The organism is Streptomyces sp. NPDC001219 (assembly GCF_053597915.1).
Window position 1 is genome coordinate 102,397 of sequence record NZ_JBSFJF010000006.1, and the last position, 13,233, is coordinate 115,629.

General features: G+C 70.5%; 14 protein-coding genes. 9 read left to right on the top strand and 5 right to left on the bottom strand.

Annotated features, from left to right (window positions below; translation table 11 throughout):
* The first annotated feature begins 95 nt into the window (after positions 1-95).
* Positions 96-1,553, top strand: coding sequence for an amidase (locus ACWC9R_RS05710; protein ID WP_450729115.1), 1,458 nt, complete (start codon positions 96-98; stop codon positions 1,551-1,553).
* Between the two features lie 86 nt (positions 1,554-1,639).
* Here ACWC9R_RS05710 and ACWC9R_RS05715 read toward each other — a convergent pair whose 3' ends face one another.
* A complete protein-coding gene (locus ACWC9R_RS05715) occupies positions 1,640-2,374 on the bottom strand; it encodes a dienelactone hydrolase family protein (protein WP_450729116.1) in 735 nt (244 codons plus the stop codon).
* Positions 2,375-2,516: 142 nt separating this feature from the next.
* On the opposite strand from ACWC9R_RS05715, the gene ACWC9R_RS05720 reads away from it, so the two are divergent.
* Entirely contained in the window at positions 2,517-2,999 is a 483-nt protein-coding gene (locus ACWC9R_RS05720; RefSeq protein ID WP_450729117.1) for a MarR family winged helix-turn-helix transcriptional regulator, read from the top strand.
* A 99-nt stretch (positions 3,000-3,098) separates the two neighbouring features.
* Here ACWC9R_RS05720 and ACWC9R_RS05725 read toward each other — a convergent pair whose 3' ends face one another.
* Positions 3,099-3,641 (bottom strand): YciI family protein, encoded by a 543-nt coding sequence (locus ACWC9R_RS05725; protein WP_450729118.1) that lies wholly within the window; start codon positions 3,639-3,641, stop codon positions 3,099-3,101.
* A 391-nt stretch (positions 3,642-4,032) separates the two neighbouring features.
* Here ACWC9R_RS05725 and ACWC9R_RS05730 point away from each other — a divergent pair, with 391 nt between their 5' ends.
* The 4 genes from ACWC9R_RS05730 to ACWC9R_RS05745 all read left to right on the top strand — a co-directional run bounded on the left by ACWC9R_RS05730 (position 4,033) and on the right by ACWC9R_RS05745 (position 6,760).
* The gene (locus ACWC9R_RS05730) at positions 4,033-4,242 is read left to right on the top strand and encodes a hypothetical protein (RefSeq protein WP_362601992.1); all 210 of its coding nucleotides are present in this window, start codon (positions 4,033-4,035) and stop codon (positions 4,240-4,242) included.
* A 214-nt stretch (positions 4,243-4,456) separates the two neighbouring features.
* Positions 4,457-5,149 carry a restriction endonuclease gene (locus ACWC9R_RS05735; protein WP_450729119.1) on the top strand — a complete coding sequence of 231 codons (693 nt, stop codon included), beginning with the start codon at positions 4,457-4,459 and terminating at the stop codon, positions 5,147-5,149.
* 271 nt (positions 5,150-5,420) lie between these two features.
* On the top strand, positions 5,421-5,651 hold the full coding sequence (locus ACWC9R_RS05740) for a hypothetical protein (protein WP_450729120.1): 231 nt from the start codon (positions 5,421-5,423) through the stop codon (positions 5,649-5,651).
* A 425-nt stretch (positions 5,652-6,076) separates the two neighbouring features.
* Positions 6,077-6,760 (top strand): pyridoxamine 5'-phosphate oxidase family protein, encoded by a 684-nt coding sequence (locus ACWC9R_RS05745; protein WP_450729121.1) that lies wholly within the window; start codon positions 6,077-6,079, stop codon positions 6,758-6,760.
* 210 nt (positions 6,761-6,970) lie between these two features.
* Here the strand turns inward: ACWC9R_RS05745 and def are convergent, their stop codons facing one another.
* The gene (gene def, locus ACWC9R_RS05750) at positions 6,971-7,633 is read right to left on the bottom strand and encodes a peptide deformylase (RefSeq protein ID WP_450729122.1); all 663 of its coding nucleotides are present in this window, start codon (positions 7,631-7,633) and stop codon (positions 6,971-6,973) included.
* Between the two features lie 122 nt (positions 7,634-7,755).
* Between def and ACWC9R_RS05755 the strand changes: the two genes are divergently transcribed.
* The 3 genes from ACWC9R_RS05755 to ACWC9R_RS05765 all read left to right on the top strand — a co-directional run bounded on the left by ACWC9R_RS05755 (position 7,756) and on the right by ACWC9R_RS05765 (position 10,334).
* Positions 7,756-8,328: an ArsR family transcriptional regulator gene (locus tag ACWC9R_RS05755; RefSeq protein ID WP_450729123.1), complete on the top strand. Its 573-nt coding sequence runs from the start codon at positions 7,756-7,758 to the stop codon at positions 8,326-8,328.
* 372 nt (positions 8,329-8,700) lie between these two features.
* A complete protein-coding gene (locus tag ACWC9R_RS05760) occupies positions 8,701-9,219 on the top strand; it encodes a MarR family winged helix-turn-helix transcriptional regulator (RefSeq protein ID WP_450729124.1) in 519 nt (172 codons plus the stop codon).
* Between the two features lie 149 nt (positions 9,220-9,368).
* Positions 9,369-10,334: a sterol desaturase family protein gene (locus tag ACWC9R_RS05765; RefSeq protein ID WP_450729125.1), complete on the top strand. Its 966-nt coding sequence runs from the start codon at positions 9,369-9,371 to the stop codon at positions 10,332-10,334.
* 95 nt (positions 10,335-10,429) lie between these two features.
* Here ACWC9R_RS05765 and ACWC9R_RS05770 read toward each other — a convergent pair whose 3' ends face one another.
* Both ACWC9R_RS05770 and ACWC9R_RS05775 read right to left on the bottom strand, forming a co-directional pair.
* The gene (locus tag ACWC9R_RS05770) at positions 10,430-11,731 is read right to left on the bottom strand and encodes an MFS transporter (protein ID WP_450729126.1); all 1,302 of its coding nucleotides are present in this window, start codon (positions 11,729-11,731) and stop codon (positions 10,430-10,432) included.
* 313 nt (positions 11,732-12,044) lie between these two features.
* The gene (locus ACWC9R_RS05775) at positions 12,045-13,142 is read right to left on the bottom strand and encodes a pyridoxal phosphate-dependent aminotransferase (RefSeq protein ID WP_450729127.1); all 1,098 of its coding nucleotides are present in this window, start codon (positions 13,140-13,142) and stop codon (positions 12,045-12,047) included.
* Positions 13,143-13,233: the final 91 nt, after the last annotated feature.

The window sequence follows — 13,233 nt, forward strand, 5'->3', positions numbered from 1 at the left end:
CCGCACTCCGCTCACGCTACGGTACCGGACAGTCCCGCACGATACCGATCGGTATCGCATGGGGCTGATCGGTATCGCATGCCAGAGGAGTTCTCGTGAAGCTGTCGGAGTACGTGTCCTATGACGCCGTCGGGCTGGCCGGACTGGTCGCTCGTGGTGAGGTGACCGGTGCCGAGCTGGAGGCGGCCGCGCTGGAGGCGGTCGCCGCCGTCAACCCGCTGATCAACGCGGTGGTGGAGACCTGGCCCGCCGAGGGCGGGGAGAGGGCCGGTCAGGCGTCCGCCGAGGGGGCGCCGTTGGCGGGGGTGCCCTTCCTGCTCAAGGACCTGGGTGTGTCCATGGCCGGCAAGCGGATGGAGCTGGGCAGCCGGCTGACCGAAGGCCATGTCGCGCCGGCGGACTCGTACCTGATGCGGCGCTTCCGGCAGAGCGGGCTGGCTACCGTCGGCCGCACCGCGACCCCGGAGTTCGCCTACAGCATCACCACCGAGGCGGTCCTGTACGGGCCGACCCGCAACCCCTGGGACCTCGACCGCACGGCGGGCGGCTCCAGCGGTGGTTCGGCGGCCGCGGTCGCCGCCGGCATCGTCCCGCTCGCGCACGCCACGGACGCGGCCGGCTCGATCCGCATACCGGCCGCCAGTACCGGCCTGTTCGGGCTGAAGCCCACCCGCGGCCGGGTGTCCATGGGCCCCGACAGCGACGAGATCTTCAGCGGGCTGGCCGTTCAGGGCGGCGTGAGCCGCACGGTGCGTGACAGCGCGGCGCTGCTCGACCACATCCAGGGCCCGGAGAGCGGTGACCCGTACTTCGCCGCACCACCGCACCGCCCCTACAGCGAGGAGATCGCCCGCGACCCGGGCCGCCTTCGGATCGGCGTCATCGCCGAGGGTGGTGGCCGGCGCCGCACCGAGGGGGCGGTGGGCGACGCCGTGTCCCGCACCGCGGAACTCCTCGCCTCGCTGGGGCACCAGGTGGCCGAGGCCACGCTCGACCTCGGGCTGAGCTGGGAGCGGTTCGTCCTGGCCAACGCGCGGCTCTGGACGGCCAACCTGGTCCCCTGGCTCGACGCCCTGGCCGCCGCCACCGGCCGTCCCATCGACCTGTCCACCGTCCAGCACGAGACGCTCGCCGGCTACGCCTGGGGCCGGCAGGTCACCGGCGCCGACTTCGTCAGCGCTCTCGGCGTACGCAACACCGTCGCCCGCAGCATCGGCCGCCACTTCGACCGCTACGACGTGCTGCTCACCCCCACCCTTCCCGAACTGCCGCCGCGGCTGGGCATCTACGCCGAAGGCGTCGAGGACCTCGACGGTCTCGGCTGGCTCGACCACATCCTCGACCGTTCGCCCTTCACCGCCGGCTTCAACCTCGCCGGAACCCCCGCCATGTCCGTACCGCTGGCGACCGACCCCGCCACCGGACTGCCCATCGGCCTCCAGTTCGCCGCCGCCTACGGCCGCGAGGACACCCTCCTCCGCCTCGCCGCCCAACTCGAACAGGCCGCGCCCTGGTCCCACCGCACCCCTGCTGTGTGGGCCGGCTCCGAATGACGGGCGCCTGGCCGTCGGGCGCCTGATGGGCCATCAGCCCGCCCGCTTCACGCTTTCCCCTTCGTGGCTGTTTCCGGGCCGGAGCCTCAGCTGTTGCCCAGGGTGCGGTCGAGGAGGGGGAGCAGGCGGTCCCAATGGCGCTGCAGCGCGGAGGGGCTGAAGGCGTCGGTGTCGGCCATGGTGAAGCCGTGGACGGTGCCGGGGTAGATCTCGGAGGTGTAGTCGACACCTGCGGCATCCAGTGTCTGGTTGAGCTCGCCGAGGGTCTCGGGCGTCATGTCGGTCTCGGCGTGCCCGAAGTGGGCCTGGGCGGTGAGACGGTGCAGGCTCTCGGGCCCGTCGGCGCCCACGGGGCCGTGGAATCCGGCGACGGCGGCCACCTGGCCCGGGTGGGCCACGGCGGTGCGCATCGCCAGGAGGCCGCCGATGCAGTAGCCGGTCACCGCGACCGGTCCGGCGGCGACCTCGGGCCGGCTGGTGAGAAACCTGAGGTAGGCGTCGGCGTCGCTCAGGACACGGTCGGCGGTGTGCGCCTCGATCAGGGGCATCAGCTGGGCGATGACCGCCGGCCGGACGTCCTCTCCGATGTGCTCGGGAAGTTCGGTCACCGGCGCCGGGCCGTGCCGGTAGAAGAAGTTGGGGACGAGTACGTAGAACCCGTGCCCGGCCAGTTCGCGGGCCAGCTCGCGCAGCACGGGCCGGATACCGAAGGCGTCCCCGTACATCAGCACCCCCGGGTGCCGGTCGCCGTGGTCGGGGAAGGCGGCGAAGGCATCGGCCTTGCCGTCCGTGGTGGGAATCAGCAGGTTCTGGGTGGGCACGTTCGTCCTTCCTTGAAGTTCACTCCGTAAACGTTCGCCCGGTAGACGTTTATGTCGCTAACGTTTACTGCACTAACGTTTTCGGCGCGAGTGAAGAACGTACATCGTTAGTCGGACTAACGCAATGAGTAGGATGGGCGCCATGACCAGAGCCGAAGCCGCGGACCTGCCCGACGACGGCGGGCTCAGGACGCCCGACAGGCTGCGCCGACGGGCGAGCCGACTGTTGTCGCAGCTGACCGCGCGATCGGACCGGCTGATCAACGAGGGGCTGGCCGAGGTCGACGCCCGCAAGTGGCACTACGCCGTGCTCGCCTCGCTGGAGGACTACGGGCCGGGCAGCCAGGCGGAGTTGAGCGGGCGCACCGGCATCTACCGCAGCGACATGGTCGGTGTGCTCAACGAACTGGGCGAACGCGACCTCCTCGAGCGGGCGCCGGACCCCGACGACCGGCGCCGTAACATCATCACCATCTCCCCCCGGGGCCGCCGTCAGCTGCGCCGCCTCGACAGGGTGCTGGACACCCTCCATGACGACCTGCTCGCACCGCTGAGCCCGGCCGAACGCGACCAGCTCGTACAGCTGCTCACCCGCCTGCTGGACCACCACACCCGGACTTCCTGACCTGGACTTCCGGACCTGGACTTCCTGGCCCGGGCAGCGGCGTCATCCGGCTCGGATGCTGTCCGGGTCCAGTTCCTGGAGGTCATGTTCTCCGGGGTGTCAGCCGCGCCCGCCGAACTGCCAGTTGTGCACCTCGATCTCGGCGTACCGGTCCGGGGTCAGGACGGCGCGCGCCGTGTCCGGGTCCGGCGCCCGGACCAACGCCGCCGTGCCCAGCCAGAGCGCACCGTCGTCCGACAGCAGCGGCCCATAGGCGATCAACTCGTCCCTGTCCGTCGGCAACGTGAGATCGGCGGCCTGCCCTTCCCCGAGGCCCAGCACCAGGTGGCGGTTGCCGCCCTCCTCACCGCCGGGGAAGTCCCACATCGTGCGTCCCAGCAGGTTGCGCCACCGGCGCAGCAGCACGTCCCGGTACACGCCGGCCTGGTAGTTCGGCTCGTCGAAGGCGAAAGCGCGGGCGGCGGCCGGATCGGGCAGGCCGACGATGTGCACGCTGCCGGTGGGGGTGTCGCCGGCCATGGTCGGGCCCCGGGCGATCAACTCATCGGAGTACCGGTCCATATAGGACCAGTGCTTCTCCAGCAGCTCCTCGCGCAGCGCTGCGGAGCCGGACCGGTCGCGGTGATAACAGAAGAACTCCATGCCGACAGGATTTCTTGAGGGGGCAACCAGGTCGAGCGGGTTTCCCCGCGAAGCCGGGTCGTACGCGCAGTCGCAGTCGCAGTCGCAGTGGCTCAGGGGGCGGGGCGCGCTCGGGGTGAATCGGCGGGGCCGGGTGCCCTCTTCCCGGCGGAGCGAGGTGACCTTTTCATCGTCATCGCGTGCTGTCCCGAACGACTGGCCGCCGCCGTCCCCTCCCGCCCCGGCGAGCCGCTCACCTGCGGAATTCGGCCAGGAGATCGCATTATTGCCAAGCCCCGGCAACTCGCCACAGCGGCCTCCTGGCTCGCGCTATACAAGAGGGCCGGGGGAGGCCGGACGACGGCTGCCCTCGGTGCGTGGACGGTCGTGGTCGGGCAGGGGGCTGGCTTAATTGCTGACGATCAATGTTGCGGTACTGCTCGCTGTCATCGTCGTCCTGCGGCTGCGCCGCCGTACGCAGGCCAGAAGCCGGTTCGACGAGAAGCTGACCGTCGTCATCGTGCTGGCGCTCGGGGTGCTGATCGCCCCGACAGCGGTGGGGCACGGCATCCTCGACTTCCTGACCCAACTCGTGAACGGCTTCTCACGAGCCGGCCAGTGAGCACCACCACGGGGTCTCGGCCCCTGCCCGCCCTTCTCGCCCTTCCCGGCGAACGCGCCGTGGAGGCAAGGGCCCTGTGGCGAAGAGGCGACGGGGTCGCCTCCGCCGAGCGGCCACCGGACACGACCCGGCGCCGCGGCATGGCACGACAGCCCACGCCACATCACCGCACCACACCGCACCCGCCCATACCATCACCGCACCCGGGGGACGCATGGCCGCACCAGCACGACGACGCCGCACCACCCGCCCGCGCCCGCGCCCCCGTCGCCCCGCGACGAAGCCTCGACGCCGCACCGCCCGACGCCGTACACACCAGGACGCCACCAGCCGCCTCATCGCCCTCGCCCTCGTCCTGGCGGCCGTCGTCGCCGCGATCCGCACCTACCCGGTCACCACCGGCGTGCTGGCCGCCCTCGCCTTGACCGCGACCGTTCTTCTCTTCCTCCTCCGCACCGGTCGCCTCCACCTTCCCGCGCTACGCACCGCGGCTCGGACGGACTTCACGCACAGCATCGCCGCCTACCAGCACATGACCGGCACACAGTTCGAGCACGCCATCGCCGACCTCGCCCGCCGCGATCCCTCGGTCCGCACCGCCACCGTCACCGGCGGTGCCAATGACCGCGCCCTCGACGTCCTCCTCCAACTCACCGACGGCCGCCGCATCGCCGTCCAGTGCAAGCGCCACGCGCCGACGAACCGCGTCGGAGCACCTGTCATCTACGCCGTCAACGGCACCTACCGCGCCTACCACCGCTGCGACCAGGCCCTCATCGTCACCACCAGCGCCTTCACCCCCAACGCGGAACGGGCCAACGCCGAACTCGACCGCCCCCTCAGCCTCGTTGACGGCCGCGCCCTCGCCCGCTGGGTCTCCGGTGGCCGCCCGCCGTGGGGTGTCTGACCCCTGTGTCCCGTGCTCAGTCCGCTGTCGGGGCGAGCGCCCGGCCGAGGTGGATGATCAATGGGATCACTCACTGGTGGTCGCCGGTCCGCCGCCCCCTCGGAGTCATCTCAAGGCCGGGTCGGCCCCACCCCTGTCCTGGAGCGGGCGACCGCCGAGGCCTGCGCACACTCCCGGATATTGGGGGAAAATCCCCCTTGTTCCGAATTGGGGGGTTGCGTGTATCGTCCTCAGAGGCAGTTCCCGCACGCGATGGGACGAGGAAGACATGATGAAGAAGATCATCGCGATAGCGTTCGTTACCGCGCTGTTCAGCGCCGGAGGCGCCGGCATCGCCTCCGCGGCGGTCGCGCCGCCCGCGGCCGCGCCGGACCGTGACGTCGTCACCACGACGTTCCACTGTCCCGCCCCGCGCGGCACCTTCGCGATCACGGCGGACCCGTGGGTGACGGGCCAGTACGAGTGGTACTACGGCAAGCAAGGCTGCACGTACAGCTCGTAATCGCCAGGCTCTACGGCTATGTCCCTTTCCTCGACTTTCTCGGTGCGGGCACTTGTCGGCCGCCGCACGGGTCGCCGGCGCCACGGGCCCCGCGACCGTCTGGCACGGATTTAGTCGAGTTTCACCCCAAGCGCCAACGAATTCCTTCGCCCCCTATTCGCCTCACGACGGAATCTGTACTCTGGGTGGCGGGTGAATCAACGGCGCCTGCCTCGTTGATCACCTTCGCGGGGTGAGGGGGAGGGGTCCGTGCTCCTGCCCAGGCCGGACGTATCCCGTGCCGCCGTCGGGCCGGGGCGATTCACCAGGCAGGGACGAAAGTGCTTGCTGGGCAGGGACTTTCGTCGTCGATGCATGTTCCGGTCCGAGGCGCTTTCCGGTCGCCGCGCAGAACGTCACCATCGAGCCCGACGTGAGGCCCCGACATGAGCCACCCCGCGCCCGGTCTGCCCCTGTCGCAGACGGACCGTACGCGCCACCGCCGACTGCGAGAGCAGGGCAGCCCCGACCGGAACGACCTCGACGCCATCCTGGCGGCCGGCTTCGTCTGCCACCTCGGGGTGACCGTCGACGGCAACGCGCTGGTCATACCCACCGTCTACGGCGCCGACGGCACCACGCTGTACTTCCACGGCTCGGTGGCCAGCCGCAGCCTGGTCGCCTCACCCGACGTGGAGGTGTGTGTCACCGTGACGCACATCGACGGCCTGGTCCTGGCCCGGTCCGTCTTCGAGCACGGCGTGAACTACCGCAGCGCCATGATCTTCGGCGTGCCGCGACTGGTCACGGACCCCGAGGAGAAGTGGGCGGGCCTTCGCTGTCTCACTGAACAGGCGACCCCCGGCCAGTGGGACTACGCGCGGCAGCCCAGCCGCAAGGAACTCGCCGCCACCTCACTGCTGGCCCTCTCCCTCGACGAGGCCTCGGTGAAGATCCGCACCGGCGCCCCGGACGACGCCGACTCCCCGGACGCCGAACGCGGACTCTGGGCCGGCGTCCTCCCCCTCCACACCCGCTGGGGCGACCTGCAGCCCGACCCCGCCCTCCCCGCTCACCTCCCGGCACCACCCCACCTCTCGAACCGGCAGGGCGCTTCCGCGTTTCAGTAACTGGCGCTCAGGGGGCTGTTCTTGGGGTCTTGCGTGTTCTGTTGAGCCGGCGAGCTGGGGGCGTCGAATGCGGGCGGCGACTCCGAGGTCCGGTCCTGAGGGTTTGCTCCTGTACGGGCCACTGAAGGCGGCAGAAAGGCCCTCGTGCGTGGTGCGGTTTCCCGGGACCTGCCAGGCGGGCGTACGGGGCAGCGCCTGGGCAATAAGGCCTCACCGTCCCAAGCCCGCAGCCTTGGCCGCGCGCCGTGCGAAGACGGCTTCTCGGCGGTCTTCCATCTGCCGCAGGGCGTCCTTGCGGTCCCGCTTGGAGAGCCGGTCGAGGTAGGTATGGCCGATGAGGTGATCGGTCTCGTGCTGCAGGCACCGGGCGAAGTATCCCGTCCCCTCGATGGTGAGAGGGTTGCCGCCCTTGTCGAAGCCGCGGACGACGGCGCGATCGGTGCGAGAGACCGTCATGGTGGCTCCGGGGACCGACAGGCAGCCCTCGAATTCGTCAACGAGCTGGCGGCTGCCGGGAGATGGCAGCTCCAGGACGGGGTTGATGAGGTGGCCGACATGCCGGATTCCGTGGTCGTCCGGGCAGTCGTACACGAACAACCGGAGGTCGACCCCTACCTGGTTGGCGGCCAGGCCGGCGCCGTCGGCCACGTGCATCGTCAGGAACATATCGTCGATTAGCGCCGACAGCTCCGGAGTTCCGAACTCGGTCACCTCCCGGCACGGTCGGCTCAGGACTTCCTCACCCACCACGGTGACCCGGCGCACCGAGCCCCGCTCCGCCTCCGGTGACGGGGCGGGATACGTGTCGACGGGTCGGCCCTGCACGCGCACTCGCCAGTCGACGCGTCCGGAATGGTCGTGATGAACGGCCATGGATGTCTCCCCTTCTGCGCACACCACGTACGCCCATGTATGCGGCAGGCGTTCCGCGGCCTGATGCCGGCGAACAGATGAGTCGCTTGCCAAGAGCTTTGCAAAGTAGCAGACTTTGCAAAGTGACTGAAGATGACCTCAACTCCCGGCCCGGCCAGGCGCGTGACACCGGCGACGAACTGCGTGAGCACGAGGTCCGTACGGCCCTGCTGGACCTGCTGGGCGAAGTCGGAACCGTCACGGCGACCGAAGCAGCCGCCAAACTGGGCTACAGCTCCGGACTTTGCTCCTTTCACCTTCGGCAGCTCGCACGCCACGGACGCATCGAAGAAGCCCCGCACCACGGCGGTCGCGCACGCCCCTGGCGCCTGAGGCAGCCCACCCCCACTGCCGACGCGCCTGCGGAGGGGCAGTTCGGCGACCTGGCCCGCGGGCTCGAGGACGAGAGTTGGCAGCGATGGCTCGCCCGGCGCGACCAGGCGCCGACCGAATGGCGCCACGACGAGGCCTTCAGCGCCGTCGCCTACTTGACGCCCGAAGAGATGGGCCGGGTCGCGGACACCATCCGCAGGGCGCTCGCCCCCTACCAGGACCGCGAACAGCGTCCCCTCGCCCGTCCCGACGGAGCCCAACCGGTGGCCCTCATCACCCGGCTGTTCCCGCTGCTTCCCCACCCGGCAGACGAGGCAGAGTAGTCCTTCTCCAACCTGCGTTGTCTCTGCAATGACCAGGTGAAGGACATCGATGCGATCGCGGCGTTGCAAGATCCGGTGCGGCGCTGCATTTACGAGTACGTGGTGGCGCAGGGCTGGGAGGTCGGGCGCAACGAGGCCGGTGAGGCGGCCGGGGTGGGGCGGGCGCTCGCTGCCCGTCATCTGGACAGAGTGGTCGTGGCCGGGTTGCTGGCGAGTGGGACCTGTCGCCTGAGGGGCCGCTCGGGGCCGGGGCGGGTCGTCCCGCCAAGGCGTGCACGCGGTGCCGTCACGTCCCGGCCGCCAGTCACCCCCTGGTCGAGAAATGCGCACCCATGGTTGCGCAACCATGGGTGCGCATCTATGTTGTCACCCATGGTTGCGCATTTTTCTGAGGGAAGTGGGGCGCCGGCGCTCGGGCCGCAGCTGCTGCGGTCGTGGATCGGTTATCGGCGGCGGGTCGAGGCGAAGCTGGCTTCGGTGGGTTTCAGTGACCGGCGGCTGCCTGACGGGATGGTCCTGCGGCTGTGTGTGGCGCACGAGGAGCTGACGGTCTCCCGGATCGGCCGGGAGATGCAGATCAGCCGGCAGGGGGCGAGCAAGGTCGTGGCTGATCTGTGCGAGCGCGGCTTTCTGTCGATGGAGAAGTCGTCCGGGGACGGCCGGGAGAAGATCGTGCGTCCCACGGCGGAGGCGATCGCGTTCCTCCGGGCGTTCCGCGAGGCCCGTCGCGAGGTGGACGAGGAGATCCGTGAGCACCTCGGCGACGAGGCGGTGCGGGCGCTGGCGGCCCTGACCGAGTTGCTCGCCGAGCCGTCGGGGGAGTGGCGCACGGGGGACATCTGGCGCGAGGTCCGGGCCCGGTCCTCCCTCCTGGATCTCGGTGATCTGTGAGGGACGGGGACCCGGCCCATCGCGGCTCCCCCTCATTGCGGCGCTCTCCATCCCGTTGTGGCCCCCGCCGTTGCGGTTCCCGCCTCTCGGGCGCAACTCCCGCCTGACGGGGCGGGATCGAGCCGACCAAGCCAAGGAAAGGTGACTCAGTGCAAGAAACGCTCCAGCTGGGCCTGTACGCGATACCCGCGTTCCTGCTGCTGATGGCTGTCGAGTTCATCGGCTATCACCGGGAGAAGGAACCGAAGGCCGACCGGCCCGGGGTCTCCGCCCGCGACACCGCCACCAGCCTGTCCATCTACGCGATCGGTCAACTCGCCAAGCCGCTCAACCACTTCATCCAGCTTCCGGTCGTGGTCGTCGCGGCGGCGCTGGCGCCGCACACGCTCTCTTCCTCGGACTGGCGGGTGTGGGTGGCGGCAATCGTGCTCGCCGACCTCGCCTACTACGCCCAGCACCGGATGGGCCACCGCATCCGTCTGCTGTGGGCGGCCCACAGCGTCCACCACTCCAGCCGGCACTTCAATCTGTCCACGGCGGTGCGTCTGCCCTGGCTGATCCCGGGGTCGTTCCTCACCGCGGTCGCGGACATCCCGCTGGCACTGATCGGCATCCCCGCCTGGATGATCTTCCTGGCGCACTCCATCGTGCTGCTGTTCCAGTACCCGATCCACACCGAGCGCATCGGCCGCCTTCCCCGGCCCGTCGAGTTCGTGTTCAACACCCCGTCGCACCACCGTGTCCACCACGGCGTCAACAACCCGTACCTGGACAAGAACTACGGCGGCATCCTCATCGTGTGGGACCGGCTGTTCGGCAGCTATGCGGAGGAGACCGAACGCGTCAGGTACGGGCTGACGACGAACATCGGCACCCATAACCCGGTCAAGGCCAACTACCACGAGTTCGCCGGGATGGTCCGCGACATCCGCCGGGCCCGTACCTGGCGCGGCCGGGCCGGTTACCTCTTCGGCCCGCCGGGATGGCGGGAGGCGGCGGGCGGAGCCGGGACCGGTCCTACGGCTGAGCCGGCGTCCGCAGCAGCTGTCAACGGCCTTCGGAGCGGGGAAACCGTGCCGGCCGGACAGGAGAACAAGGAAGCGGTGCCCGTCTGACGGACGGCCGCTCCCTCCACCCGGACCCGCAGTACCGCAGTAGGGGTCCGGGTGGACTCGTTGGCTGCCACACCCTCAGGTCGGGACGACCACCGCTATTCAGAGGGGGAAGCAGCCCCCTGCGCAGAGGGGGATTCGGGTTCGCTCACCGTCTGCTCTCCCGTGCCGAAACCGCGGAGGCGAGGGACCGGGGAGAGCAGGATCGGTAGTGATGCGGAGAGGAAGACCAGGCCGGCCACCCAGAGGATCGCGCGGGGGCCGGCGAAGGCGCCGAGCCACGCGGTGACCAGGCCTCCGAGGGAAATCCCGCCGAACACCAGGGCCCGGTAGCCGGCCACGACCCGGCCCATGAGCCGGTCGGGGGTGACGGTCTGCCGCAGCGTCGCGGTGAGGACGCTGAAGATGGCGAGGCCGCCGTTCATGACCACCAGGAGAGCGGTGTCGACGAGGGCGAGGAAGGTCTGTTGTCCCGAGACGGCGGGGATGAGCAGGGCGGGAACGGCGGTGGCGGCACCGGCCGCGAGGTAGGTGACGCCGACAGGGAGGCGCCGGGAGAGCCAGGGGGCGCAGGCCGCTCCGGCCAGGCCACCGGCCGCGCCCGCCGCGAGGACGACACCGACGTTGAACCCGAGAATGCGGTTCATGTACACGAGGAACGCGGTCTGGAAGATGGCCCAGGCCAGGTTGTGGAGGCTCCCGGCGAGCGTCACCGCCCGCAGCAGGGGCGCACGGACGAGGAAGCGCAGACCGTCGTAGAAGTCCTGCCAGGGGGTACCGGCGACGCGGGCCGGGGCGGGCTCGGGTCGCTTGACGAGCAGGAGGGAGACGACCGAGACGAGGTAGGAACCGGCGTTGAGTGCCAGGCAGAGCGGTGCGGAGAGCCAATGGACGAGCAGCCCGAACAGGCCCGGCCCGGCGACCTCCGCCCCGGCCTGGCTCACGGACACCCGGCCGTTGGCCGACAGCAGGTCCTCGGGGGCGACGAACTTCGGCAGGTAGGCCACCAGGCACAGGTCGAACAGCACGGTGAACGTCCCGATGCCGGTGGCGAGGACCACCAGCCAGGGCATGGTCAGCCAGCCGAGCGCGGCGAGCACGGGGATGGCCCCGACGAGCGCCGCGCGCGCGGAGTTGGCGATCACCAGCAGGGGGTGGCGCCTTCTCCGGTCGACGAGGACGCCCAGGGGCAGGGCCAGGGCGAGGAAGGGGAGGTATTCGGCGAAGCGCAGCAGGCCCAGATCGGAGGCATCGGCACCGAGTACGACGAGGGCGGTGAGCGGCAGGGCCAGGAGGCTGACCTCGGCGCCGAACAGTGAGATCGTCTCGCCGACCCAGAAGATGTGGAAGTCGCGGTTGCGTCGCAGCCCTTGGGGCGGGGCCTGCGTCGTCGACGTCATCAGTGCGCCACCTGCCGTGACCACGTCCGTGACCAAGTCAGAGACCGTGCCCAGGCCCGTGACCGGGCCGGGCGCCGCCGACCGGCCGCCGTGGTGAGCGGGCCGACACCGTCAACCCCAACCCCAACCCCGAGCCCGAACCCGGCCCGGAGCGGCCTGACTCCGGGTGTGTGCGCGTTCATGAATCCACCCATCAGTGACACTTTTGACGCCATGTCATTCTCCACTTGCTGAGCCCGGTGAGGGGCCTCCGGCCCGTACGCGGGCCGGCCGTCGTACGGGCCTCGGCGCGCCGGGCGGGAGCCAGGTGCTCTCACGCGCTGCCCGAGGTCGTCGTGAGGTGGCCGGCCCCGGACCGGTGGCGCGGCACCGACAGCCGGCGGAGGCGGTCGAAGGCCGCGTCGAGATACTCGGGAGCCGCGCCGAACGAGAGGCGGACCCGGTCGTCCGTGCCCTGCCAGAAGCCGGGGCCGGGCATCAGCCGTACGCCCGTCTCCGCCAGCGCGCGGTCGCAGAACTGCTGGGCGCCGGCGTTCGGGCCGGCCAGCTTCAGCCAGAGGAAGAGGCCGCCGGCCGGTGGCGGGGCGGTCTCGAAGAGGTCGAGGGTGGACAGTGCCTCCAGGGCGATGGCCCGGCGCTCGGCCAGCAACGTCAGGTTTCCGTCCACGGGTTGTGCCAGCAGGCCGGCCGCCGCCTGCTGAGCCACCAGTGACGGACCCATGCGCAGACGCTCGGCCACACCGGTGAGTACTTCGGCGACGGCCGGTGCCGTGGCGATCCACCCGATGCGGACGCCGGGGCAACCGAAGGCCTTCGACACCGAGTTGACCTTCACCAGATGGCCGGAGTCGAGCAGGGACTGGTCCTCGTGGGGGCGCGTGCCGCCCACGATCAGTTCGTCGTAGACCTGGTCCACGACGAGCAGTGCGCCGTCGGCGGCGGCCGCCTCGGCGTGGAAGGACAGGGCGCCGTCGGCGAGGACGCGGCCGTCGGGGTTCGACGGGCTGTGCAGCAACCGCATCCGGGTCGTACGGGCACTGTCGGGCTCCGCGTTGAGCGGGACGAGTCCGGCGCCGAGGTTTTCCAGGATCTCCCGGTAGAAGAGGAAGCTCGGAGCCTGTACGGCGACGCGGTCGCCGGGGTCCAGGAAGGTGTGGGCGAGCAGGAAGAGCGCCTCGGTCGCACCGTGTGTCACCACGATGTGGTCCTCGGTCAGCGACAGGCCGTACTTCGCGTTCTCCCGGGCCGCGATCCGGCGACGGAGTTCCCGCTCCCCCTGGGGGTCGGGATAGGACTCGGCGCGGAACGTGACCTGGCCGGCCGAGGACGGGAGGCCGCGCAGCAGGGCCTCCGAGAGGTCCCATGTGGGCCGTGCGTCATGCTGCGCCGCACGCGCCTGACGCTCTATCAAGGACAGATCGTGCCACGGGCGACACGGCGAAATCATGGGCCCTCCTCGGGGTGGTGGATCTCCGGCTCGTGCGGAGCCGCCTGGGGTCCGC

What these genes read in the sequence shown, in the direction of transcription:
- ACWC9R_RS05720 (WP_450729117.1), top strand. Translation starts at nt 2,517, where the DNA reads ATGACCAGAGCCGAAGCCGCGGACCTGCCCGACGACGGCGGGCTCAGG.
- ACWC9R_RS05725 (WP_450729118.1), bottom strand. Translation starts at nt 3,641, where the DNA reads ATGGAGTTCTTCTGTTATCACCGCGACCGGTCCGGCTCCGCAGCGCTG.
- ACWC9R_RS05735 (WP_450729119.1), top strand. Translation starts at nt 4,457, where the DNA reads ATGGCCGCACCAGCACGACGACGCCGCACCACCCGCCCGCGCCCGCGC.
- ACWC9R_RS05740 (WP_450729120.1), top strand. Translation starts at nt 5,421, where the DNA reads ATGAAGAAGATCATCGCGATAGCGTTCGTTACCGCGCTGTTCAGCGCC.
- ACWC9R_RS05745 (WP_450729121.1), top strand. Translation starts at nt 6,077, where the DNA reads ATGAGCCACCCCGCGCCCGGTCTGCCCCTGTCGCAGACGGACCGTACG.
- def (WP_450729122.1), bottom strand. Translation starts at nt 7,633, where the DNA reads ATGGCCGTTCATCACGACCATTCCGGACGCGTCGACTGGCGAGTGCGC.
- ACWC9R_RS05760 (WP_450729124.1), top strand. Translation starts at nt 8,701, where the DNA reads ATGGTTGCGCATTTTTCTGAGGGAAGTGGGGCGCCGGCGCTCGGGCCG.
- ACWC9R_RS05770 (WP_450729126.1), bottom strand. Translation starts at nt 11,731, where the DNA reads ATGACGTCGACGACGCAGGCCCCGCCCCAAGGGCTGCGACGCAACCGC.